Genomic DNA, 24,067 nt, shown 5'->3' on the forward strand with positions numbered 1-24,067 from the left:
CCGAGCCGCCGGAACCGACCGAGCCGCCGGAACCGACCGAGCCGAGAGACGGGCAGCAACCCATGCAGATCGCCATCCTCCTCTTCGACCGCTTCACCGCACTGGACGCCGTGGGAACGTACGAGATCCTCTCCCGCACCCCCGGTGCCGAGACCGTCTTCGTCGCCGAGCGGGCGGGCGCGGTGCGCAACGACAGCGGCAGCCTCGACCTGGTCGCGCACCGCGCCCTGGACGAGGTCCCCGCCCCCGACCTGGTGATCGTCCCGGGCGGCCCGGGGCAGCACCACCAGATGGAGAACGAGAACCTGCTCGGCTGGCTGCGCAGGGCGGACGCGACCAGCACCTGGACCACCTCGGTGTGCACCGGGTCGCTGCTGCTGGCCGCCGCCGGGCTGCTCAAGGGGCGGCGCGCCACGTCGCACTGGCTCGCCCTGGACACGCTGAAGGACTACGGGGCCGAGCCCACCGGCGAACGCGTGGTCCTCGACGGCAAGTACGTCACCGCGGCCGGCGTCTCGTCCGGGATCGACATGGGCCTCACGCTGCTCGGCCGGATCGCCGGCGACCGGACCGCCCAGGCCGTACAGCTGCTGACGGAGTACGACCCGCAGCCGCCGTACGACGCGGGCTCGCCCCAGAAGGCCCCGGCGGGGCTCGTGGAGGAGTGGCGCGGCCGGAGCCGCTTCATCCTTCAGTAGGCGCCGCGGCCCGCCAGGTGAAGCGGGGCGTGCGGCGCTCCAGGAAGGCGGCGACACCCTCCGCGGTGTCGCCGCTGTGCCGTGCCTGCCCCGCCCAGTGGCCGTCCCGGTCCTCGCGCCCCGCCGCGAACTCCTTGGCCGCCGCCTGCGTCAGCCGGGAACGGGACACCAGGGTCCGTACGTAGGCGCCGACCCGCTCGTCCAGTTCGCCGGCCGGCAGCACCTCGTCCACCAGGCCGGTCCGCAGCGCCCGTTCCGTATCGATCAGCTCCCCGGAGAAGAGCAGGTGCTTGGCCGTCGAGGGGCCCGTCAGCGCGGCGAGACGCCGGGTGGACGACGCGGGGTAGACGATCCCGAGCTTGGCGGGCGTGACACCGAACAGGGCCCCTTCCGCCGCGAAGCGCAGATCGCAGGCGGCGGCGAGCTGGCTGCCGCCGCCGACGCAGTAGCCGCGCACCGCCGCCAGCGTCGGCAGCGGGAAGGCCGCCAGTGCCTCCTCGGCCGCGACGGCCAGTCCCTGCGGGTCGCGCGAGGGGTCCCGGAGCGAGGAGATGTCCGCACCCGCGCAGAAGGTGTCGCCGGCGCCCGTCAGGACCAGGGCGCCCACCGAGGGGTCGGCGGCCAGCCGGTCCAGCAGCACCGGCAGCTCCTGCCACATGTCGGCGGTCATCGCGTTGCGCTTGGCGGGGTTGCTGATGACGACGGTGGCCACACCGTCCGCGAGGCCGTGCTCCAGCCGGGGTTCCGTACGGTCCATGAGCCGGAGCCTATCCGGCCAGAAGCGGTCGAAAAGCAGATGTTCGCGCGTGAGATCGGTCAAGTCCGGTCGATAGAAGTCGACTTCTGTTCAGTAGTACAGACCGAGGCAACTACGCGCCGCACTCTGTACTCCACGTGCAGTCACTTCGAGTGGAGAGCGGGTACCGGACTATGGAGAGCCGCGGGAGTGTCCCCGCCCGGCCCGTGCCGTACGAAGGGGTCTGGCGGTTCACCGCCCCGGCCACGGACGTCTCCGTACCCCGGGCCCGGCACGCCGTGCGCGACCTGCTGAAGCGTCAGAACGTGCCCATCCACGACGACATCACCCAGGGGCTCCTGCTCATCGTCTCCGAGCTGGTCACCAACGCGGTGAAGCACGCCGCGCTGCTCTCGCCCGAGCTCGCCGTGGAGGTGGCCGTGGGCGCGGAGTGGGTCAGGGTGTCCGTCGAGGACAACCACCCCTACCGGCCCACGGCGCTGGAGACCGACTACGCGCAGACCGGCGGGCGCGGCCTGCTGCTGGTCCGGGAGATCACCAGGGAAGCCGGCGGGAGCTGCGACGTCGAGCACACCGCGGGCGGCGGAAAGGTCATCTGGGCGGCCCTTCCGCTCGGCACGGCCCCCTGACCCTCCCGCCGGTGAACGCCCCTACCAGCCCGCGGCCGGCCCGGTCAGTTCACGGATCGCGGGCCGGGCGGCGTCCAGCACGGTCATGAACCACGCGGAGAACGGCTGCCGGGCATGCCGCTCGGCCAGCTCCCCGGCCGTCACGAAGTCCGTCTCGCCGACCTCCTCCGGATCCGGCCGCAGCCGCTCCTGCGCCAGGCCCACGAAGAGGTGGTTGAACTCCTGCTCCACCAGACCCGAGGCGGGGTCCGGGTGGTTGTAGCGGACGGTGCCCGCCTCGGCCATCAGCGACGGCGAGATGCCCAGCTCCTCGTACGTGCGCCGGGCGGCGGCCGCGAAGGGGGCCTCGCCCGGGTACGGGTGGCCGCAGCAGGTGTTGGACCAGACGCCGGGGGAGTGGTACTTGCCCAGGGCGCGCTGCTGGAGCAGCAGCCGGCCCTGCTCGTCGAAGAGGAACACGGAGAACGCGCGGTGCAGTTGTCCGGGCGCCTGGTGGGCGGCGAGCTTCTCCGCCGTGCCGATGGTGGTGCCGTTCTCGTCGACCAGTTCGAGCATGATCGCTTCTGCTGTGCCGTTCGACGAGGTGTTCGCCGCGGTCGCTGGTGTGGTCGGCATACCCATCCTTCGCTGTGGTCCCGGCCCCGAGCGCCGGTCCCGTCGAGTCTGATCAAGTCTGCCGTACAAAAGCGGCTTGTCCGCACTTCGGGTCCTGGCATGTCCGCCCCGCCCCCAGCGGCGCGTCAGACCCCGAAAGCTGCCGGATACTCAATCGTGCCCCGCGCGACGGGCGCGGAATCATCGAGCACCAGCGCCATCATCGCCTCGTCCGGAACCTCGAAGGACGGCCGGATTCCGTAGCGCGAGGCGGGGACGAAGCCGAACCGCGGATAGTACTCGGGGTGGCCGAGGACCAGGACCAGCGGCTCCCCGCGCAGCCGGGCCGCGTCGAGCACGGCCCGCACCACGGCCAGGCCCGCGCCCCGGCGCTGGTGCTCCGGAGCCGTGGCGACCGGGGCGAGGGCCAGAGCGGGCGCGCCCCCCACCCGGCAGCGGGTCAGCAGGGCGAAGGCGGCGACGGATCCGTCGGGGGCCTCGGCGACGTAGGAGAGACCGGGCAGCCAGGCCGAGGTGTCGACGCGCAGGGCGTCCACCAGGGCGGCTTCCGCCTCGGTCGGGAAGGCGGCCGCGTTCACCGCGCGCACGGCGGCCGCGTCGGCGGCCGTCTCGGGACGGGCGGGCCAGGAGAAGTCGGTCAACGTGAGAAACCCTCGGGGTGGGCGGGCACCGGCCGGTGCGCCGGTTCGTACACCTCTGCGAAACCTTACACCCCGGGTTTTCCCGGCCGAGGGGTCAGTGGCAGAGCCTCGCCTCGTGCTCGGCGTGGCCGCTCGGCTCCAGCTGGAAGGTGCAGTGCTCGACGTCGAAGTGGTCCCCGAGACAGCCCTGCAACTCGTGCAGCAGCTTCTCGTGGCCCATCGAGTCCAGCAGGTCCTGGTGCACCACCACATGGGCGGAGAGCACCGGCATCCCCGAGGTGATCGTCCACGCGTGCAGGTCGTGGACGTCAAGGACACCGGGCAGCGCCGTGATGTGGTCGCGTACCTCGCCCATGTCGACGCCCCGGGGGGCCGCCTCCAGGAGCACGTTCAGCGTCTCGCGCAGGAGCCGTACCGTACGCGGGACGATCATGAGGCCGATGACCAGCGAGGCGATGGGGTCCGCCGCCTGCCAGCCGGTCGCCATCACGATGCCCGCCGACGCCAGCACCGTGACCGAGCCGAGCGTGTCCGCCAGCACCTCCAGATAGGCGCCGCGCACATTGAGGCTGTCCTTCTGCCCGCGCGTCAGCAGCGAGAGCGACACCACGTTGGCGACCAGGCCCACCAGGGCGAAGGCGATCGTCAGTCCGCCCCGGGTCTCGGTCGGGCTGACGAAGCGCTCCACCGCCTCGAAGAGCAGATAGCCGCCCACCCCGAGCAGCAGGCAGCAGTTGGCGAGCGCGGCCAGGATCTCCGCCCGGGCGTAGCCGAAGGTGCGGTTCGGGCCGGCCGGCCGGTTGGCGAAGTGGATCGCCAGCAGCGCCAGGCCGAGGCCGAGGGAGTCGGTCGCCATGTGCGCCGCGTCGGCGATCAGCGCGAGGGAGCCGGACAGCAGTCCACCGACGATCTCCATGACCGTCACGGCCAGGGTGATGCACAGCGCGATACGCAGCCGCCCCTTGTGCGCGGCGGCCGCGGTGCCGGTGGGCGCGGGACCGCCGTGTACATGCCCGTGGTCGTGCCCAGCCCCCATGGGGACGCCTCCCGGTCGTCTCGCGGACCCGGTGCGCTCGCCCCGGGCGCTGCCCAGTCAACTACGGGCGGGGGGTATCGGGCAACACGGCACTGAACACCGTTGTCATTGGCTCTGACCTGCGGAAATGCCCGCAGGTCAGCCGGGTGGAGCAGTCCGCCCGACGGTCGGTCCCGCAGACGGCCGCGGCCGGTGTTTTGTCAGGTGAGGCGGCCATCAACGATGATGATCGCCGGGCGGCGCGCATGATCCGGCTCCACCCGGAACGGAGCACAAACGGGCAGTGAACTCCCGCTTCCGTTCATCCGATAGCCTCTGCCGACATGCCGCCGGCCGTATCAGGCCGCACTGTCGCGTGCCGATCCGTGTCAGCACCCAAGGAGTGAGTTCGTCTGTCGACCGCCATTCTCACAGGTGCTCCGCTGCCCGGATCGTCACTGGAGGACGATCTTCGGTCGCTGGGCTTCGACGTCCGGGCAGCCGCCGACGTCACCGAAGCCGCCGGACTGCTGTCCGCCGTCCCGCCCGCACACCGGGTCGCCCTCGTCGACCCCCGCTTCGTCGGCCACCGCCACGCCCTGCGGCTCGCCCTCACCGACCCCCGCTTCCCCGCGGCGGCCGTCCCCGGCGCCCTGACCGCGCAGGCCGAAGCGCGCCCCGCCCTCGTCAGCGCGCTGCGCACCACCACCGAGGCGGTCGGCGCCGGCGTGCCCGCGGGCGGCACCGCCACGGTCACCGACCGCACCGTCCCCGGCCGGCTCGCGGCCACCATGGAGGCCGAGGGCACCGAGGTGCAGCGCCCCGAGCTGGGCTCCCTCGTCGCCACCGTGCCCCCCGACGAGGCCGCCCGCGCCGCCGCCCGCTCGGGCGTCGAGGCCGTGGACGACGAGGCGGTCCGGCTGCGCAGCGCCGTGAAGGCCCGCGACGGCTTCTTCACCACCCACTGCATCAGCCCGTACTCGCGCTACATCGCCCGCTGGTGCGCCCGCCGGGGCCTCACCCCGAACCAGGTCACCACCGCCTCGCTGCTCACGGCGCTCGTCGCGGCCGGCTGCGCGGCCACCGGCACCCGCGGCGGTTACGTCGCGGCGGGCCTCCTGCTCCTGTTCTCGTTCGTCCTGGACTGCACCGACGGGCAGCTCGCCCGCTACTCGCTCCAGTACTCCACGATGGGCGCCTGGCTGGACGCCACCTTCGACCGCGCCAAGGAGTACGCCTACTACGCGGGCCTCGCCCTCGGCGCGGCGCGCGGCGGCGACGACGTCTGGGCGCTGGCACTGGGCGCGATGGTCCTCCAGTCGTGCCGCCATGTCATCGACTTCTCGTTCAACGAGGCCAACCACGACGCGGTGGCGAACTCCAGCCCCACGGCCGCCCTCTCCGACAAGCTGGACAGCGTCGGCTGGACGGTCTGGGTGCGCCGGATGATCGTGCTCCCGATCGGTGAGCGCTGGGCGATGATCGCCGTGCTCACCGCGCTCACCACCCCGCGCATCGTCTTCTACGCCCTGCTGATCGGATGCGCCTTCGCGGCCTGCTACACCACCGCCGGCCGCCTCCTGCGCTCCCTGACCCGCAAGGCCCGCCGTACCGACCGCGCCGCCCAGGCCCTCGCGGACCTCGCCGACTCCGGCCCGCTCGCCGAACTCGTCGCCGCCCGCGGACCCCGTATCCCGGGCTCCTGGGGCGCCCCGGTGGTGGCCGTCGTCGGAGCCTGCGCCCTGATCGCCGCCGCGCTCCTGCAGCCCTTCGGCAGCCGGCAGATGATCATCGCCGCCGTCTTCTACGCGCTCTGCTCCGGCATAGCCGTGGCGCGGCCCCTCAAGGGCCCGCTCGACTGGCTCGTGCCGCCGGTCTTCCGCGCCGCCGAATACTGCACGATCCTCGCCCTGGCCGCGCGCAGCGAGATCGACGGGGCGCTCCCCGCGGCCTTCGGGCTGGTCTCGGCCGTCGCCTACCATCACTACGACACGGTGTACCGCATCCGAGGCGGCACCGGTGCCCCGCCCCGGTGGCTGGTGCGCACCATCGGCGGACACGAGGGCCGGACCCTGGTCGTGGCCGTGTTCGCCGCCGTACTCACCGGAGCATCCGGCTTCACCACGGCGCTCACCGTGCTCGCCGTGGCCGTGGCACTGGTCGTGCTGGTGGAGTCCATCCGCTTCTGGGTGTCCTCCGGGGCCCCCGCCGTTCACGACGAAGGAGAACCCGCATGATCGGCCTCGTACTGGCAGCCGGCGCAGGACGGCGCCTGCGCCCCTATACCGACACACTGCCCAAGGCGCTCGTGCCGGTGGACGGCGACAAGACGATCCTCGACCTCACGCTGGCCAACTTCGCCGAGATCGGGCTCACCGAGGTCGCCATCGTCGTCGGCTACCGCAAGGAGGCCGTCTACGCGCGCAAGGAGGAGCTGGAGGCGACGTACGGCCTGAAGCTCATCCTCATCGACAACGACAAGGCCGAGGAGTGGAACAACGCCTACTCCCTGTGGTGCGCCCGTGAGGTGCTGAAGCGCGGAGTGCTCCTGGCCAACGGCGACACCGTGCACCCGGTCTCCGTCGAGCGGACCCTGCTGGACGCGCGCGGCCGGGGCCAGAAGATCATCCTCGCCCTCGACACGGTGAAGCAGCTCGCCGACGAGGAGATGAAGGTCGTCGTGGAGGACGGCAAGGGCGTCCGCCGGATCACCAAGCTGATGGACCCGGCCGAGGCGACCGGCGAGTACATCGGCCTCACCCTCATCGAGCCCGAGGCCGCCGAGGAGCTGGCCGACGCGCTGAAGGCCACCTTCGAGCGCGACCCGGACCTCTACTACGAGGACGGCTACCAGGAGCTCGTCAACCGTGGTTTCACCGTGGACGTCGCCCCCATCGGTGACGTGAGCTGGGTCGAGATCGACAACCACGACGACCTCGCGAAGGGGCGGGAGATCGCGTGCCGGTACTGACACGACTCATCCCCTCCCCGGTCTTCGTCGACATCAGCCGGGGCGCCATGCACGATCTGGCCGGCCTCCTCGCCGACCAGCGGATCTCCGCCTCCGGCAAGCTCGCCATCGCGATCAGCGGCGGCTCGGGCCAGGCCCTGCGCGAGAAGCTGGCACCGGCCCTGCCGGGCGCCGACTGGTACTGCGTCGCGGGCGGCAGCATCGACGCGGCGGTCCAGCTGGCCGACGACATCAAGGGCAAGCGCTACGACGCCGTGGTCGGCCTCGGCGGCGGCAAGATCATCGACGTGGCGAAGTACGCCGCGGCCCGGGTCGGCCTGCCGCTGGTCTCGGTCGCCACCAACCTCGCCCACGACGGCCTGTGCTCGCCCGTCGCCACCCTGGACAACGACAACGGCCGGGGCTCCTACGGCGTGCCCATGCCCATCGCGATGGTGATCGACCTGTCGGTGATCCGCGACGCCCCGGACCGCTTCGTGCGCTCCGGCATCGGCGACGCGATCTCCAACATCTCCGCCATCGCCGACTGGGAACTCTCGCACCAGGTCAACAGCGAGCAGATCGACGGCCTCGCCGCCGCCATGGCCCGTACCGCCGGCGAGGCGGTCCTGCGCCACCCCGGCACCGTCGCGGACGACGAGTTCCTCACCGTCCTCGCCGAGTCGCTGGTGCTCTCCGGCATCGCCATCTCGATCAGCGGCGACACCCGGCCCTCGTCCGGCGCCTGCCACGAGATCAGCCACGCCTTCGACCTGCTCTTCCCCAAGCGGGCCGCGAGCCACGGCGAGCAGGTCGGCCTCGGCGCCGCCTTCGCCATGCACCTGCGCGGGGCCCACCAGGAGTCCGGCCTCTTCGCCGAGGTGCTGCGCAGGCACGGCCTGCCGGTGCGGCCCGAGGAGATCGGCTTCACCGTCGAGGAGTTCGTCCAGGCCGTCGAGTACGCCCCCCAGACCCGTCCGGGACGTTTCACGGTCCTGGAACACCTCAGCCTGTCCACCGACCAGATCAGGGACGCGTACGCCGACTATGCCAAGACCATCAGTAGCTGAACTCCGCCCGGTCGTTCACCCCCCGGGCGTCAAGGACCGGCGCAGCGGTGAACACTGGGCGGGCCGGATATACATGCGCGAGATCTCGCTGCGCGTGGACCGGTATCTGGTGAACACCAAGGTGACGCCCAACCAGCTCACCTACCTGATGACCGTGGCCGGAGTGCTCGCGGCGCCGGCCCTGCTCGTGCCCGGCATCACCGGCGCGGTCCTCGGTGTCGTCATGGTCCAGCTCTACCTGCTGCTCGACTGCGTCGACGGCGAGATAGCGCGCTGGAAGAAGCAGTTCTCGCTCGGCGGCGTCTACCTGGACCGCGTCGGCGCCTACCTGTGCGACGCGGCCGTGCTCGTCGGCTTCGGCCTGCGCGCCGCCGACCTGTGGGGCACCGGGCGCATCGACTGGCTCTGGGCGTTCCTCGGTACGCTCGCCGCGCTCGGCGCGATCCTGATCAAGGCCGAGACGGACCTGGTCGGCGTCGCCCGCCACCAGGGCGGGCTGCCGCCCGTCAAGGAGTCCGCGTCCGAGCCGCGCTCCTCCGGCATGGCGCTCGCCCGCCGGGCCGCCGGCGCGCTCAAGTTCCACCGGCTGATCCTGTGCGTCGAGGCGTCGCTGGTCATCCTGGTCGCGGCCGTTCTGGACGAGGTGCGGGACGACTTCTTCTTCAGCCGTCTCGCGGTCGCGGTCCTGGCCGGCATCGCCCTGCTGCAGACCCTGCTGCACCTCGTGTCGGTCATGGCATCGAGCAGGCTGAAGTGAGCACACCCATGAAACTCGGCGCGGTCATCATCACGATGGGCAACCGCCCGGCCGAGCTGCGCGCCCTGCTCGACTCGGTCGCCGCCCAGAAGGGCGACCGGATCGAGGTGGTCGTCGTCGGCAACGGCTCGCCCGTCCCCGATGTCCCCGCGGGCGTGCGCACCGTCGAGCTGCCCGAGAACCTCGGCATCCCGGGCGGCCGGAACGTCGGCATCGAGGCCTTCGGGCCCTCCGGCGCCGACGTGGACGCCCTGCTCTTCCTGGACGACGACGGGCTGCTGCCCCTCACCGACACCGCCGAGCTGTGCCGGCAGGCCTTCGCGGACGATCCCCGGCTCGGCATCATCAGCTTCCGGATCGCCGACCCGGAGACCGGTGTCACCCAGCGCCGGCACGTGCCCCGGCTGCGCGCCGCCGACCCGATGCGCTCGTCGCGGGTGACGACGTTCCTGGGCGGCGCCAACGCGGTGCGCACCCGGGTCCTCGCCGAGGTCGGCCCGCTGCCCGGCGACTTCTTCTACGCGCACGAGGAGACCGACCTCGCCTGGCGGGCGCTGGACGCCGGCTGGCTCATCGACTACCGCGCGGACATGGTCCTGCACCACCCCGCCACGGCCCCGTCCCGGCATGCCGTCTACCACCGCATGGTGGCCCGCAACCGGGTCTGGCTGGCCCGGCGCAATCTGCCCGCGCCCCTCGTCCCGGTGTACCTGGGCGTGTGGATGCTGCTGACCCTGCTGCGCAGGCCGTCCGGCGAGGCGCTGAAGGCCTGGTTCGGCGGCTTCCGGGAGGGCTGGACGACCCCGTGCGGACCCCGCCGCCCGATGAAGTGGCGTACGGTGTGGCGACTGACCAGGCTAGGCCGCCCTCCGGTGATCTGAGAGGCTCGCCTCTGGGAGCATGAGGCGTATTTTTCTTGTCGGGACCTGTCCGCCCTGAGCCGCGCCCGCGACTGGCTGCGCATTTTGAATACGAGAGTTTCTTCTGGTGAGTGACACAACCCATGGTGGTGCGGTTGCGCTGGGCAGCCCGCCATCGGCCGACGACGGCCTGAGCGCGGCCGAGCTGGCCGCGAAGTACGGTCTGGCGGTCAGCGGTGCCCGGCCCGGACTCCGTGAGTACGTGAGCCAGCTGCGCGGGAGGCGCCATTTCATCCTGGCGTTCTCCCGGGCGAAGCTGACCGCCCAGTACAGCCAGGCGAAGCTGGGGCAGCTGTGGCAGGTGGCGACCCCGCTCCTGAACGCCGCGGTCTACTTCCTCATCTTCGGGCTGATCCTGGGCACGAAGAAGGGCTTCACGCAGGAAGTCTTCATCCCGTTCCTGGTGACCGGGGTGTTCGTCTTCACCTTCACCCAGAGCTCCGTGATGGCCGGCGTCCGCTCCATCTCCGGGAACCTCGGCCTGGTCCGGGCGCTGCACTTCCCGCGGGCCTCGCTGCCGATCTCCTTCTCGCTCCAGCAGCTCCAGCAACTGCTGTACTCGATGATCGTGCTGCTCGCGGTCACGGTCGGATTCGGCAGCTACCCGCGCCTGTCGTGGCTGCTGGTGATTCCGGCCCTGGTGATGCAGTTCTTCTTCAACACCGGACTGGCGCTCGCCATGGCGAGGATGGGGGCCAAGACCCCCGACCTGGCCCAGCTCATGCCGTTCGTCATGCGTACCTGGATGTACGCGTCCGGGGTCATGTTCTCCATCCCGGTGATGCTCGCGGACAAGCCGGCCTGGATCACCGACGTGCTCCAGTACAACCCGGCGGCGATCTACATGGACCTGGTCCGGTTCGCGCTGATCGACGGTTACGGCTCCGAGAACCTGCCCGAACACGTCTGGGCGGTCGCCCTGGCCTGGTCGATCGTGGTGGGCCTGGTGGGCTTCGTGTACTTCTGGAAGGCAGAGGAACGGTACGGCCGTGGCTGACGACAACACCGCGGGGCGCGTCCCCACCGTGATCGCCGACGACGTGCACATCGTGTACCGGGTCAACGGCGGCGGCGGTGGCAAGGGCGGAGCCACCGCGGCCCTGAGCCGGATCCTGCGCCGGGACAAGGGCGTGGAGCAGCGCGGGGTGCGCAAGGTCCACGCCGTGCGCGGCGTCACCTTCACCGCCTACCGGGGCGAGGCGATCGGTCTCATCGGGACGAACGGCTCCGGCAAGTCGACCCTGCTGCGGGCCATCGCCGGCCTCCTGCCGACCGAGAGCGGCAGCGTCTACACGGACGGACAGCCCTCGCTGCTCGGCGTCAACGCGGCGCTGATGAGCGACCTGACCGGCGAGCGCAACGTGGTCCTGGGCGGTCTGGCGATGGGGATGAGCCGCGAGGAGATCCGCGAGCGCTACCAGTCGATCGTCGACTTCTCCGGCATCAACGAGAAGGGCGACTTCATCACCCTGCCCATGCGCACCTACTCCTCCGGCATGGCCGCCCGCCTCCGCTTCTCGATCGCGGCCGCAAAGAACCACGACGTCCTCATGATCGACGAGGCCCTGGCGACCGGCGACCGCAAGTTCCAGATCCGCTCCGAGGCGCGGATCAGGGAGTTGCGCAAGGAGGCCGGGACCGTCTTCCTGGTGAGCCACAGCAACAAGTCGATCAGGGACACCTGCGACCGGGTGCTGTGGCTGGAGAAGGGCGAACTGCTCATGGACGGCCCGACCGAAGAGGTCCTCAAGGCCTACGAGCGGGAGACCGGCAAGTAGGACGTATCACCCCTTGTCACGCACCGGGCGGCCTCCGCCGGACTCTTCCGGCGGGGGTCGCACCGTGTCCGGATGGTGGACCGGAGCCCGGACGTCCACGCCTCGTCGTACGGGGCCCGGCATGATCTCCTACCGCCGGATGACGTGAATGCCCTCCGGCGGTAGCAGAGTTGACGCGGGCTACGGACCCCGCGGCGTGCGGCCCGTACCCCGACGTTTGGATGAGCGTTGTACAACGTAAGCTGTACCGGTGCTGATTCGCCGCAAGTGGGGCGATACCGCCTGGGCGGACGGCCCGTAGCCGTCCTCCGCACTCGGGACGGCGGGCGGCGTGTCCGGAATGGGATGTTTTGGGTCAGCAGTGTAGAACGGGAGATGTGACGGCTATGACGGAAGATCTCCAGCTCCGAGGTGCTCACGCCGTCCCCGCGCAGGGCGGTCCGCAGTGACCCGTACCCGGCAGGCGCGGCTCGATACCGCCGCATCCGGAACTCTCGACAAGGCCGCCGCCGAGAACTTTCCGGTCGCCCCCTTCTTCCTGCCGCGCGCCTGGCGCGACGACCTGATGGCCGTCTACGGCTTCGCCCGGCTCGTGGACGACATCGGCGACGGCGACCTCGCCCCCGGCGGCGCCGACGCGGCCCACCTCGGGCTCGACCCCGCCCGGGCCGACGACCGGCTCGCGATGCTCGACGCGCTGGAGAGCGACCTGCGCCGCGTCTTCGCCACCACCGGCGAGACACCGCACCACCCGCTGATGCGCGCGCTGCGCCCCACCGTCCGCGACCGCGCCCTCACCCCCGAACCCTTCCTCGGCCTCATCGAGGCCAACCGGCAGGACCAGAAGGTCCGCCGCTACGGGACGTACGAGGAACTGCTCGCCTACTGCGAGCTCTCCGCCAACCCCGTGGGCCGCCTGGTCCTCCAGCTCACCGGGACCGCGAGCCCCGAACGGCTGCGCCGCTCCGACGCCGTGTGCACCGCGCTGCAGATCGTCGAGCACCTCCAGGACGTCGCCGAGGACCTCGGCCGCGACCGCGTCTACCTGCCCGCCGAGGACATGGCCCGGTTCCACGTCGGCGAGGCCGACCTGGCGGCGCCCACCGCGAACGCCTCGGTGCGCGCACTGATCGCGTACGAAGCGGAACGCGCCCGGGATCTGCTGAATGAAGGCACCCCCCTCGTGGGTAGCGTCCACGGCAGGCTCAGGCTGCTTCTCGCCGGATTCGTGGGAGGAGGACGCGCCGCCCTCACCGCGATCGCGGCCGCCGGATTCGACGTACTGCCCGGACCACCCGGACCCACCAAGCCCAGCCTGCTGCGCGAAGTGGGAGTTGTCTTGCGAAGAGCGCGTAGAGAGGGGTGAGCCGGACCGTGGAGGGACAGACGACGTACATGTCGGCACCGGTACAGGCCGCATACAGTTACTGCGAGGCGGTCACCGGACAGCAGGCGCGTAACTTCGCCTACGGCATCAGGCTGCTGCCCACCGGGAAGCGGCAGGCCATGTCGGCCCTGTACGCCTTCTCCCGCCGTGTCGACGACATCGGCGACGGCGAACTGGAGCCGCAGACCAAGCGCGTCCGCCTGGAGGGCACCCGCACCCTGCTGGACCGCGTCCGCTCCGGCGCGGTCGAGGAGGACGACACCGACCCGGTGGCCGTCGCGCTCGCGGACGCCGCCCGCAGGTTCCCGCTGCCGCTCGAAGGGCTCGACGAGCTCATCGACGGTGTGCTGATGGACGTGCGCGGCGCGACCTACGAGACCTGGGACGACCTCAAGGTCTACTGCCGGTGCGTCGCGGGCGCCATCGGCCGCCTCAGCCTCGGCGTCTTCGGTACGGAACCGGGCGCACCCGGCACCGAGCGCGCCGCGGAGTACGCCGACACGCTGGGCCTCGCGCTCCAGCTGACGAACATCCTGCGCGACGTCCGCGAGGACGCCGGCAACGGACGCACCTACCTGCCCGCCGACGACCTCGCCAAGTTCGGCTGCTCCGAGGGCTTCCGCCGGGCCACCCCGCCGCCCGGCTCCGACTTCGCGGGCCTGATCCACTTCGAGGTCAGGCGTGCCCGCGCCCTGTTCGCCGAGGGATACCGGCTGCTGCCGATGCTCGACCGGCGCAGCGGAGCGTGCGTGGCGGCGATGGCCGGCATCTACCGCAGGCTCCTGGACCGCATCGAGCGCGACCCCGAGGCGGTGCTGCGCGGCAGGGTCTCGCTGCCGGGCCACGAGAAGGCGTACGTGGCGGTGCGTGGCCTGTCCGGACTCGACGCCCGCCACATCTCCCGGCGCACGGCACGAGGGCGTGTCTGAATGCGCCTCACGTACATCTCGCGCACCATGTGCATCAAGGATGAACGGTTCGGACGGCGGGCAACCCCCGGCCCGGCGACTGCGTCCCTGACTGGACGGACCGCATGGGAAAAGAACTGGCGAGAGGGGGACGCATGAGTGACGACGCGCCGCGCTCGTCCCGGGCGGTCGTGATCGGCGGCGGGATCGCCGGTGTCACGGCGGCCCTCCGTCTGGCCGACGCCGGGCTTGACGTGACCCTGCTCGAAGGCCGCCCCCGGCTCGGCGGGCTCGCCTTCTCCTTCCGCCGCGGCGGACTGACGGTCGACAACGGACAGCACGTCTACCTGCGCTGCTGCACCGCCTACCGCTGGTTCCTCGACCGGGTCGACAGCGCACAGCTGGCGCCCCTGCAAAACCGTTTGGACGTGCCCGTTCTCGATGTCGGCCGGCCCTCGGGGCCCCGGCTCGGACGACTGCGCCGCAACGCGCTGCCCGTCCCGCTGCACCTCGCCGCCGGGCTCGCCGGGTATCCGCACCTGTCGCTCGCCGAACGGGCCGGCGTCGCACGGGCCGCGCTGGCGCTCGGCAGGCTCGACCCGGACGACCCCGCGCTCGACGAGGTCGACTTCGGCAGCTGGCTCGCCCGCCACGGCCAGTCGCCCCGCACCATCGAGGCCCTCTGGGACCTGGTCGGCGTCGCCACCCTCAACGCCACCGCCCCCAACTCCTCGCTCGCCCTGGCCGCGAAGGTCTTCAAGACCGGGCTGCTCTCCGAGCCGGGCGCCGCCGACATCGGCTGGGCCGCCGTACCGCTCGGCGACATCCACGACACCATGAGCCGCAAGGCCCTGGACTCCGCGGGCGTACGCACCGAACTGCGCACCAAGGCCGGCGCCCTGACCCGCACCGACGAGGGACGGTGGCTGGTCGACACCGGGGCCGAACGGATCGAGGCCGAGACCGTCGTGCTGGCCGTACCGCAGCGCGAGACCCACGGCCTGCTCCCCGAGGGCGCGCTCGACGCACCGGACCGGCTCCTGGACATCGGCACATCGCCGATCCTCAACGTCCACGTCGTCTACGACCGCAAGGTGCTCAAGCGGCCGTTCTTCGCCGCGCTCGGCTCGCCGGTCCAGTGGGTCTTCGACCGCACCGCGACGTCCGGCCTCACCGGACCCGGCCAGTACCTCGCGGTCTCCCAGTCCGCGGCCGACGACGAGATCGACCTGCCCGTCGCCGAACTGCGCGCCCGCTACCTGCCCGAGCTCGAACGGCTCCTGCCGGCCGCCCGCGGCGCGGGAATCCGGGACTTCTTCGTCACCCGCGAGCGCACCGCGACCTTCGCGCCCGCGCCCGGCACCGGCCGGCTGCGGCCCGGGGCGCGCACCCGCGCTCCCGGCCTCTTCCTGGCAGGTGCCTGGACCGCCACCGGCTGGCCCGCCACGATGGAGGGCGCGGTCCGCAGCGGCGCGAGCGCCGCGGACGCCGCGCTCCTGGCGCTCGGCCGCTCCCATGAACATCCGCTGCAGGAGGCGGCATGAGCAGTACCACCGGAACAAGAGGAGAGTCAGTGACCCCGGCGAATCCGGCTTCCGACACCGTGGCGGACCACACCACGGACGTCACCGCGCTTCTGGAGCGCGGACGGGCCCTTTCCACGCCGGTGCTCCGGGCCGCCGTCGACCGGCTCGCACCGCCCATGGACACCGTGGCCGCCTATCACTTCGGCTGGATCGATGCCCAGGGCAGGCCCTCCGACGGTGACGGCGGCAAGGCCGTCCGCCCGGCGCTGGCCCTGCTGTCCGCAGAAGCGGCCGGCGCCGCGGCCGAGGCCGGAGTCCCCGGCGCCGTGGCCGTCGAACTCGTGCACAACTTCTCGCTGCTGCACGACGACCTGATGGACGGTGACGAGCAGCGCCGCCACCGCGACACCGTATGGAAGGTGCACGGCCCCGCCCAGGCGATCCTGGTCGGTGACGCCCTGTTCGCCCTGGCCAACGAGGTCCTGCTGGAGCTCGGCACGCCCGAGGCGGGCCGCGCGGCCCGGCGGCTGACCTCGGCCACCCGCAAGCTCATCGACGGGCAGGCCCAGGACATCTCCTACGAGCACCGTGAGCGCGTCACCGTCGAGGAGTGCCTGGAGATGGAGGGCAACAAGACCGGCGCCCTCCTCGCCTGCGCCTGCTCCATCGGCGCGGTGCTCGGCGGAGCCGACGACCGTACCGCCGACGTCCTGGAGGCGTACGGCCACCACCTCGGGCTCGCCTTCCAGGCGGTCGACGACCTCCTCGGCATCTGGGGCGACCCCGAGTCCACGGGCAAGCAGACCTGGAGCGATCTGCGCCAGCGCAAGAAGTCGCTGCCGGTCGTCGCCGCGCTCGCCGCCGGCGGGCCGGCCTCCGAGCGGCTCGGCGAGCTGCTGTCGGCGGACGCCAAGAGCAGTGACTTCGACAGCTTCTCCGAAGAGGAGTTCGCCGCCCGTGCGGCGCTCATCGAGGAGGCGGGCGGCCGCGAGTGGACCGCCCAGGAGGCGCGTCGTCAGCATGCGGTCGCCATCGAGGTGCTGCACGGTGTCGACATGCCGGAAACCGTGCGGGCGCAGCTCACCGCGCTCGCGGACTTCGTCGTCGTACGAAAGAGATGATCACCATCTGGTCCATATGACTCGCAGTCGCCGGCCGGCGCCCCGCACGGGACGCCGGCCGACGGAGACCCCAGCACAGCAGAGGACAAACTGCACGGAGGGGAAGCCATGACAGCGACGACCGACGGAAGCACCGGGGCTGTGGATCCCCGAGCGGCCTCGGCCAGTAGACCGACAACCGAATCAACCATCGCCGCGGACGCCGTACTGGCCGCCGCGCGGCGGGCCGCGGAGCGCTCGGTGGAGCACCTCCTCGGCAGGCAGGACGAGCAGGGCTGGTGGAAGGGCGACCTCGCCACCAACGTCACGATGGACGCCGAGGACCTCCTGCTCCGCCAGTTCCTCGGAATCCAGGACCCGGACACGGTCCGGGCGGCCGGCCACTACATCCGGGGCGAGCAGCTCGGCGACGGCACCTGGGCCACCTTCCACGGCGGCCCCGGGGACCTCTCCGCCACCATCGAGGCGTACGTGGCGCTGCGGCTGGCCGGTGACCGGCCGGAAGACCCCCATATGCTCCGGGCCGCCGGCTGGGTCCGGGAGCAGGGCGGGATCGCGGCGAGCCGGGTCTTCACCCGGATCTGGCTGGCCCTCTTCGGCTGGTGGAAGTGGGACGACCTGCCGGAGCTGCCGCCCGAGCTGATGTTCTTTCCGAAGTGGGCCCCGCTCAATATCTACGACTTCGGCTGCTGGGCCCGCCAGACCATTGTGCCGCTGACCGTTGTCTCGGCGAAGCGGCCGGTACGCCCGGCCCCGTTCGCCCTGGACGAGCTGCACACCGACCCCGACCACCCGAACCCGCCCAAACGCCCGGCCCCGGCGGCGAGTTGGGACGGAATTTTCCAGCGTCTCGACAAGGCGCTGCATGTCTACCACCGCTTCGCGCCGCGCCGGCTGCGCCGCGTCGCCATGAATGCCGCAGCCCGCTGGATCATCGAACGCCAGGAGAACGACGGCTGCTGGGGCGGCATCCAGCCGCCCGCCGTCTACTCGGTCATCGCCCTGCACCTCCTCGGCTACGACCTCGAACACCCGGTGATGCGGGCCGGGCTCGAATCGCTCGACCGCTTCGCCGTGTGGCGCGAGGACGGCGCCCGCATGATCGAGGCCTGTCAGTCGCCGGTCTGGGACACCTGCCTGGCCACCATCGCGCTCGCCGACGCCGGGGTCGCCCCCGACCACCCGGCGCTCGTGAGGGCGGCGGACTGGATGCTCGGCGAGGAGATCGACCGGCCGGGCGACTGGGCGGTGCGCAGGCCCCGGCTGGAGCCGGGCGGCTGGGCCTTCGAATTCCACAATGACAACTACCCCGATATCGACGACACCGCGGAGGTGGTCCTCGCCCTGCGCCGGATCCGCCACCCCGAACAGGCCCGGGTGGACGCCGCCATCGCGCGCGGTGTGCGCTGGAACGTCGGCATGCAGTCCCGCAACGGGGCCTGGGGGGCATTCGACGCGGACAACACCAGCGCGTTCCCCAACCGGTTGCCCTTCTGCGACTTCGGAGAGGTCATCGACCCGCCGTCCGCCGACGTCACCGGGCACGTGGTGGAGATGCTCGCCATCGAAGGCCACGCCGGCCACCCCGTCACCCGGCGCGGAATCGACTGGCTGCTCGCCGAACAGGACGCGGGCGGCGGCTGGTTCGGGCGCTGGGGCGTCAACTACGTATACGGCACGGGGTCGGTGGTACCCGCCCTGATCGCCGCCGGACTGCCGGCCACGCACCCCGCGATCCGGCGTGCGGTCGACTGGCTGGAATCCGTCCAGAACGACGACGGCGGCTGGGGCGAGGACCTGCGCTCCTACGTCGAGGAGAAGTGGATCGGCCAGGGAGCCTCCACCGCGTCCCAGACCGCCTGGGCGCTGCTCGCGCTGCTCTCCGCCGGCCGGCGGGACACCGTCGCCGTGACACGCGGCATCGCCTGGCTGGCCGAGACCCAGCAGGCCGACGGCTCGTGGGACGAGCCGTACTTCACCGGCACCGGCTTCCCCTGGGACTTCTCCATCAACTACCACCTCTACCGGCAGGTCTTCCCGCTCACCGCCCTCGGGCGGTACGTGCACGGCGACCCGTTCGCCGACCGCACGGCGACGCGCGAGGAGGTCTGATGGGCGATGGCCCGGGGCCGGCCGGCCCCGCCGCCCCGCTGCTGATCGCCTGTGCGCTCGGCATCGAACAGCTCGCCCTGCGCACCGGCAGGGGGAGGGCGGGCAAGGCCCCGGAACGGGTCACCGTGCTCCGTACCGGCATGGGCCCCAAGGCGGCCGAAGCCGCTGTGGCGCGCGTGCTCGGCCGGAGCGGGGCCGGCGCGCCGGACACCGCGGTCATCGCCTCGGGGTTCTGCGCCGGCCTCGCGCCCGGAATGCACCCGGGCGATCTGGTGGTGGCCGAGGAGACCCGGGCGGCGGGGGACCCCGTCCGCTGCACGGGCACGGACCTGCTGGCCGAAGCGCTGGCCAGGGCCGTACCGGGACGCACCGTCCACACCGGTCCGCTGACCGGCTCCGATCATGTCGTCCGGGGACATGAGCGGGCCGAACTGCGGGCCACCGGGGCGATCGCGGTGGACATGGAGTCCGCCGCCACTCTGCGCACCGCCCTGCGGTCCGGGCCCCGCCCGGTTGCGGCCGTACGGGTGGTCGTGGACGCTCCGGAGCATGAGCTCGTCCGCATCGGCACGGTCCGCGGTGGAATATCGGCTTTCCGCGTTCTCCGTGCCGTACTACCGGCTTTTTATGAATGGCACCGATCTTTGCTGCTCCCCAGGAGGTGAGCCAGATGGCCATGCCGCTTCGTCAGACCATCAAGGTTGCGACGTACCTTGCCGAACAGAAGCTCCGCAGGCGGGAGAAGTTCCCGCTGATTGTCGAGCTGGAGCCACTGTTCGCCTGCAACCTTGCGTGCGAGGGCTGCGGGAAGATCCAGCATCCGGCCGGAGTTCTCAAGCAGCGCATGCCGGTGGCCCAGGCCGTCGGCGCGGTGCTCGAATCCGGCGCCCCGATGGTTTCCATCGCGGGCGGCGAGCCGCTGATGCACCCGCAGATCGATGAAATCGTCCGCCAGCTCGTGGCGAAGAAGAAGTACGTCTTCCTCTGCACCAACGCCATGCTGCTGCGCAAGAAGATCGAGAAGTTCACCCCGTCGCCGTACTTCGCGTTCGCCGTGCACATCGACGGGCTGCGCGAGCGGCACGACGAGTCGGTCGCCAAGGAAGGGGTGTTCGACGAGGCCGTGGCGGCGATCAAGGAGGCCAAGCGGCGCGGCTTCCGGGTCACCACCAACTCCACGTTCTTCAACACCGACACCCCGCAGACCATCATCGAGGTCCTCAACTACCTCAACGACGACCTCAAGGTCGACGAGATGATGATCTCGCCCGCCTACGCGTACGAGAAGGCACCCGACCAGGAGCACTTCCTGGGCGTCGAGCAGACTCGTGAGCTGTTCAAGAAGTCCTTCGCCGGGGGAAACCGCGGCCGGTGGCGCCTGAACCACTCGCCGCTCTTCCTGGACTTCCTGGAGGGCAAGGCGGACTTCCCGTGCACGGCGTGGGCCATCCCGAACTACTCGCTGTTCGGCTGGCAGCGGCCCTGCTACCTGATGAGCGACGGCTACGTGCCGACGTACCGCCAGCTCATCGAGGAGACCGACTGGGACAAGTACGGCCGGGGCAAGGACCCGCGCTGCGCCAACTGCATGGCGCACTGCGGCTACGAGCCCACGGCCGTGCTCGCCACCATGGGGTCGCTGAAGGAGTCCCTGCGCGCCGCGCGGGAGACCGTCGTCGGGACCCGGTGAGCTGAGAGCCGGTCACCGGGCCGGCGGGCGCGGCCGGTGCCGCGCCCGCCGGCATGGACGGCGCCGGGGCCCCTCCGGGGGTCCCGGCCGTCATCTGAGCTGGAACAGGACCAGAGAGGGGGCCCGGGCATGACGCTGCTGCAGAGCATCCGGGGGCCGCAGGATCTCAAGGCACTGAACGCGTCACAACTCGGCGAACTCGCCGACGACATCCGTACGTTCCTGGTGCAGGCCGTCGCCAGGACCGGGGGTCATCTGGGCCCCAACCTCGGGGTGGTGGAGCTGACCATCGCCCTGCACCGGGTCTTCGACTCGCCCGTGGACCGCATCCTGTGGGACACCGGCCACCAGAGCTACGTGCACAAACTCCTCACCGGGCGCCAGGACTTCTCCAAGCTGCGCCGCAAGGGCGGGCTGTCCGGCTACCCGTCCCGCGAGGAGTCCGAGCACGACGTCATCGAGAACTCGCACGCCTCCACCGTCCTCGGCTGGGCCGACGGCCTCGCCAAGGCCAACGAGGTACGCGGCAGGGCGGACCACGTCGTCGCGGTCATCGGTGACGGAGCCCTCACCGGAGGCATGGCCTGGGAGGCGCTGAACAACATCGCCGCCGCCAAGGACCGCCCGCTGATCGTCGTCGTCAACGACAACGAGCGCTCCTACGCGCCCACCATCGGCGGCCTCGCCCGCCACCTGGCGACCCTGCGCACCACCGACGGCTACGAGCGCTTCCTCGCCTGGGGCAAGGACCTGCTGGAACGCACCCCCGTCATCGGACAGCCGCTGTACGGGTCGCTGCACGGGGCGAAGAAGGGGTTCAAGGACTTCATCGCGCCGCAGGGCATGTTCGAGGACCTGGGGCTGAAGTACATCGGCCCGGTCGACGGGCACGACACCGCGGCCGTCGAGGCGGCACTGCGGCACGCCAGGCGCTTTCGCGGCCCGGTGCTCGTGCACTGCATCACCGAGAAGGGCCGCGGCTACGCCCCCGCGCTGAGCGACGAGGCCGACCGCTTCCACACCGTCGGCGCCATGGACCCGCTGACCTGCGTTCCGCTGGCCCCCGCCGCCGGTCCGTCCTGGACCTCCGTGTTCGGTGACGAGATCGCGGCGATCGGGGCGGAGCGGCCGGACGTCGTGGCGCTCACCGCCGCGATGCTGGACCCCGTCGGCCTGACCAAGTTCGCCGAGGCGTTCCCCGACCGGGTCTGGGACGTGGGCATCGCCGAGCAGCACGCCGCGGTCAGCGCCGCGGGGCTCGCCACCGGAGGGCTCCATCCGGTCGTCGCCGTCTACGCCACCTTCCTCAACCGGGCGTTCGACCAGCTGCTGATGGACGTCGCCCTGCACAAGTGCGGTGTGACCTTCGTCCTGGACCGGGCCGGGGTCACCGGACCCGACGGGGCCTCGCACAACGGCATGTGGGACCTGTCCGTGCTCCAGGTCGTGCCCGGGTTGCGCATCGCGGCCCCGCGCGACGCGGAGCGGCTGCGGGAGGAGCTGCGCGAGGCGGTCGCGGTGGACGACGCGCCGACCCTGGTCCGCTTCCCTAAGGAGTCGGTGGGCGAGCCGGTCCCGGCGATCGGGCGGATCGGCGGCATGGATGTGCTGCGGCGCGCCGAGGACGCCGATGTGCTGCTCGTCGCCGTCGGCGTGATGGCGCCCGTCTGCCTGCGTACCGCCGAACTGCTCGAAGGCGCCGGCATCCGCTGCACCGTGGTGGACCCCCGCTGGGTCAAACCGGTCGACGAGCGGCTGGCGCCGCTCGCCTCCGAGCACCGGCTCGTCGCCGTCGTCGAGGACAACAGCCGGGCCGGGGGCGTCGGCTGGGCGGTCGGCCAGGCGCTGCGGGACGCCGGCGTCGACGTACCGCTGCGGACCTTCGGCATTCCCGAGCAGTTCCTCGCGCACGGCAAACGGGCCGAGGTACTGGCCGACATCGGACTCACACCGGTCGAGATCGCGGGCCGGATCAGCGCCGCGACGGCCGCCCGGAAGGCGGCCGACGGCACGGGGCACGGAGCCCCGGCCAACGGGCACAAGGAGAGCGGGGCATGAAGGACGACGAGCCCAAGGGCTTCGATCTGGCGCGGCTTCTCGCCGAGCGCGGCGCCGAACGCTACGAGCTGCACACCAAGCACCTCAACCACCAGCTCCCGCGCATGCTGCACACCATCGGCTTCGACAAGGTCTACGAACGGGCCGAGGGCGCGCACTTCTGGGACGCGGACGGCAACGACTACCTGGACATGCTCGCCGGTTTCGGGGTGATGGGCCTCGGCCGGCACCACCCCGTCGTACGCAAGGCGGTGCACGACGTCCTGGACGCCTCGCTCGCCGACCTCACCCGCTTCGACTGCCAGCCGCTGCCGGGGCTGCTGGCCGAGAAGCTGCTGAGCCACAGCCCGCACCTGGACCGGGTGTTCTTCGGCAACAGCGGTACGGAGGCCGTCGAGACGGCGCTCAAGTTCGCCCGGTACGCCACCGGCAGGCCGAGGATCCTCTACTGCGACCACGCCTTCCACGGGCTGACGACCGGCTCCCTCTCGGTCAACGGCGAGGGCGGCTTCCGCGACGGCTTCGCCCCGCTGCTGCCCGACACCGCCATCGAACTCGGTGACCTCGACGCGCTGCGGCGGGAGCTCAAGCGCGGCGACGTGGCCGCGCTCGTGGTCGAGCCGATCCAGGGCAAGGGCGTGCACGCGGCGCCGCCCGGGTTCCTGCGCGAGGCGCAGGAGCTGCTGCACAAGCACAAGGCCCTCCTCATCGCCGACGAGGTGCAGACGGGTCTGGGCAGGACCGGCGACTTCTACGCGTACCAGCACGAGGAAGGCGTCGAACCCGATCTGGTCTGCGTCGCCAAGGCGCTCTCCGGCGGCTACGTCCCGGTCGGGGCGACGGTCGGCAAGGACTGGATCTTCAAGCGGGTCTACTCCTCCATGGACCGGGTCCTCGTCCACTCCGCGAGCTTCGGCTCCAACGCCCAGGCCATGGCGGCGGGACTCGCCGTGCTCTCGGTGATGGAGGACGAGGAGACCGTGGCGCACGCGCGCCGCACCGGGGACCTGCTGCGCGAGCGGCTGTCCGCCCTCGTCGGCCGCTACGAGCTGCTGCACGAGGTGCGGGGGCGCGGGCTGATGATCGGCATCGAGTTCGGCCGCCCCACCTCGCTGAAGCTGCGCAGCCGCTGGACCATGCTCCAGGCGGCCCGCAAGGGCCTCTTCGCGCAGATGGTGGTCGTGCCGCTGCTCCAGAAGCACCGCATCCTCACCCAGGTGTCCGGCGACCACCTCGAAGTGATCAAGCTGATCCCGCCGCTGGTGATCGACGACGCCGACGTGGACCGGTTCGTGAGCGCCTTCACGGCTGTCATGGACGACGCGCACAGCGGCGGCGGGCTGATGTGGGACTTCGGGCGGACCCTGGTCAAACAGGCGGTCGCCAACCGCTGAGAGTTCTTGCCTCGGAGGCAAGAAATTTGCCTCCGAGGAAA

General features: G+C 71.5%; 22 protein-coding genes and 1 pseudogene. 18 read left to right on the top strand and 5 right to left on the bottom strand.

Annotation, left to right across the window (positions count from 1 at the left end):
• Window positions 1-62 precede the first annotated feature (62 nt).
• Window positions 63-698 carry a DJ-1/PfpI family protein gene (locus P8A18_RS30445; protein ID WP_306059757.1) on the top strand — a complete coding sequence of 212 codons (636 nt, stop codon included), beginning with the start codon at window positions 63-65 and terminating at the stop codon, window positions 696-698.
• On the opposite strand, the gene P8A18_RS30450 is transcribed toward P8A18_RS30445, so the two are convergent.
• Window positions 685-1,455 carry an enoyl-CoA hydratase/isomerase family protein gene (locus tag P8A18_RS30450; RefSeq protein WP_306059759.1) on the bottom strand — a complete coding sequence of 257 codons (771 nt, stop codon included), beginning with the start codon at window positions 1,453-1,455 and terminating at the stop codon, window positions 685-687. The two genes, P8A18_RS30445 and P8A18_RS30450, sit on opposite strands and share 14 nt — an antisense overlap.
• Before the next feature lie 173 nt (window positions 1,456-1,628).
• Between P8A18_RS30450 and P8A18_RS30455 the strand changes: the two genes are divergently transcribed.
• Complete coding sequence (locus P8A18_RS30455) at window positions 1,629-2,084, top strand: ATP-binding protein (protein ID WP_306059761.1); 456 nt, start codon at window positions 1,629-1,631, stop codon at window positions 2,082-2,084.
• A 21-nt stretch (window positions 2,085-2,105) separates the two neighbouring features.
• Here the strand turns inward: P8A18_RS30455 and idi are convergent, their stop codons facing one another.
• The 4 genes and pseudogenes from idi to P8A18_RS30475 form a co-directional block, all read right to left on the bottom strand.
• Entirely contained in the window at window positions 2,106-2,699 is a 594-nt protein-coding gene (gene idi / locus P8A18_RS30460; protein ID WP_306059763.1) for an isopentenyl-diphosphate Delta-isomerase, read from the bottom strand.
• Window positions 2,700-2,824: 125 nt separating this feature from the next.
• Window positions 2,825-3,325 (bottom strand): annotated as a pseudogene (locus P8A18_RS30465) (GNAT family N-acetyltransferase); the annotation flags it as partial.
• Window positions 3,326-3,434: 109 nt separating this feature from the next.
• Window positions 3,435-4,376 (bottom strand): cation diffusion facilitator family transporter, encoded by a 942-nt coding sequence (locus tag P8A18_RS30470; RefSeq protein WP_306059765.1) that lies wholly within the window; start codon window positions 4,374-4,376, stop codon window positions 3,435-3,437.
• Window positions 4,377-4,810: 434 nt separating this feature from the next.
• Complete coding sequence (locus tag P8A18_RS30475) at window positions 4,811-4,945, bottom strand: hypothetical protein (RefSeq protein ID WP_306059767.1); 135 nt, start codon at window positions 4,943-4,945, stop codon at window positions 4,811-4,813.
• On the opposite strand from P8A18_RS30475, the gene P8A18_RS30480 reads away from it, so the two are divergent.
• The 16 genes from P8A18_RS30480 (at window position 4,883) to P8A18_RS30555 (ending at window position 24,026) form a co-directional block, all read left to right on the top strand.
• Window positions 4,883-6,592, top strand: a complete 1,710-nt coding sequence (locus tag P8A18_RS30480; RefSeq protein WP_306061238.1) for a DUF5941 domain-containing protein — start codon at window positions 4,883-4,885, stop codon at window positions 6,590-6,592. The two genes, P8A18_RS30475 and P8A18_RS30480, sit on opposite strands and share 63 nt — an antisense overlap.
• Window positions 6,589-7,326: a phosphocholine cytidylyltransferase family protein gene (locus P8A18_RS30485; protein ID WP_306059768.1), complete on the top strand. Its 738-nt coding sequence runs from the start codon at window positions 6,589-6,591 to the stop codon at window positions 7,324-7,326. Before P8A18_RS30480 ends, P8A18_RS30485 begins: the two co-directional genes overlap by 4 nt.
• Complete coding sequence (locus P8A18_RS30490; RefSeq protein ID WP_018552443.1) at window positions 7,314-8,375, top strand: iron-containing alcohol dehydrogenase family protein; 1,062 nt, start codon at window positions 7,314-7,316, stop codon at window positions 8,373-8,375. The genes P8A18_RS30485 and P8A18_RS30490 overlap by 13 nt, the downstream gene beginning before the upstream one ends.
• Complete coding sequence (locus P8A18_RS30495) at window positions 8,353-9,132, top strand: CDP-alcohol phosphatidyltransferase family protein (protein WP_026249778.1); 780 nt, start codon at window positions 8,353-8,355, stop codon at window positions 9,130-9,132. The genes P8A18_RS30490 and P8A18_RS30495 overlap by 23 nt, the downstream gene beginning before the upstream one ends.
• Window positions 9,133-9,140: 8 nt before the next feature.
• Window positions 9,141-10,013 carry a glycosyltransferase family 2 protein gene (locus P8A18_RS30500; RefSeq protein WP_306061240.1) on the top strand — a complete coding sequence of 291 codons (873 nt, stop codon included), beginning with the start codon at window positions 9,141-9,143 and terminating at the stop codon, window positions 10,011-10,013.
• Window positions 10,014-10,119: 106 nt separating this feature from the next.
• Window positions 10,120-11,049, top strand: coding sequence for an ABC transporter permease (locus tag P8A18_RS30505; RefSeq protein WP_306059769.1), 930 nt, complete (start codon window positions 10,120-10,122; stop codon window positions 11,047-11,049).
• Complete coding sequence (locus tag P8A18_RS30510; protein WP_018552439.1) at window positions 11,042-11,830, top strand: ABC transporter ATP-binding protein; 789 nt, start codon at window positions 11,042-11,044, stop codon at window positions 11,828-11,830. Before P8A18_RS30505 ends, P8A18_RS30510 begins: the two co-directional genes overlap by 8 nt.
• Before the next feature lie 445 nt (window positions 11,831-12,275).
• On the top strand, window positions 12,276-13,196 hold the full coding sequence (gene hpnC, locus P8A18_RS30515) for a squalene synthase HpnC (RefSeq protein WP_306059771.1): 921 nt from the start codon (window positions 12,276-12,278) through the stop codon (window positions 13,194-13,196).
• A gap of 29 nt (window positions 13,197-13,225) precedes the next feature.
• A complete protein-coding gene (gene hpnD, locus P8A18_RS30520; protein WP_306059773.1) occupies window positions 13,226-14,146 on the top strand; it encodes a presqualene diphosphate synthase HpnD in 921 nt (306 codons plus the stop codon).
• A 134-nt stretch (window positions 14,147-14,280) separates the two neighbouring features.
• Window positions 14,281-15,669, top strand: a complete 1,389-nt coding sequence (hpnE, locus tag P8A18_RS30525) for a hydroxysqualene dehydroxylase HpnE (protein ID WP_306059775.1) — start codon at window positions 14,281-14,283, stop codon at window positions 15,667-15,669.
• Complete coding sequence (locus tag P8A18_RS30530) at window positions 15,666-16,772, top strand: polyprenyl synthetase family protein (RefSeq protein ID WP_199783798.1); 1,107 nt, start codon at window positions 15,666-15,668, stop codon at window positions 16,770-16,772. The genes hpnE and P8A18_RS30530 overlap by 4 nt, the downstream gene beginning before the upstream one ends.
• Window positions 16,773-16,880: 108 nt before the next feature.
• Window positions 16,881-18,884, top strand: coding sequence for a squalene--hopene cyclase (shc, locus tag P8A18_RS30535; protein ID WP_306059777.1), 2,004 nt, complete (start codon window positions 16,881-16,883; stop codon window positions 18,882-18,884).
• Window positions 18,884-19,549, top strand: coding sequence for a phosphorylase family protein (locus tag P8A18_RS30540; protein ID WP_018552433.1), 666 nt, complete (start codon window positions 18,884-18,886; stop codon window positions 19,547-19,549). The genes shc and P8A18_RS30540 overlap by 1 nt, the downstream gene beginning before the upstream one ends.
• Window positions 19,550-19,554: 5 nt before the next feature.
• Window positions 19,555-20,574: an adenosyl-hopene transferase HpnH gene (gene hpnH / locus P8A18_RS30545; protein WP_306059779.1), complete on the top strand. Its 1,020-nt coding sequence runs from the start codon at window positions 19,555-19,557 to the stop codon at window positions 20,572-20,574.
• A gap of 129 nt (window positions 20,575-20,703) precedes the next feature.
• The gene (dxs, locus tag P8A18_RS30550; protein ID WP_306059781.1) at window positions 20,704-22,632 is read left to right on the top strand and encodes a 1-deoxy-D-xylulose-5-phosphate synthase; all 1,929 of its coding nucleotides are present in this window, start codon (window positions 20,704-20,706) and stop codon (window positions 22,630-22,632) included.
• Window positions 22,629-24,026 (top strand): aspartate aminotransferase family protein, encoded by a 1,398-nt coding sequence (locus P8A18_RS30555; RefSeq protein ID WP_306059783.1) that lies wholly within the window; start codon window positions 22,629-22,631, stop codon window positions 24,024-24,026. Before dxs ends, P8A18_RS30555 begins: the two co-directional genes overlap by 4 nt.
• Window positions 24,027-24,067 lie beyond the last annotated feature (41 nt).

This window comes from Streptomyces sp. Mut1 (assembly GCF_030719295.1).
In the GTDB taxonomy this organism is placed as follows: Bacteria; Actinomycetota; Actinomycetes; order Streptomycetales; family Streptomycetaceae; genus Streptomyces; species Streptomyces castrisilvae.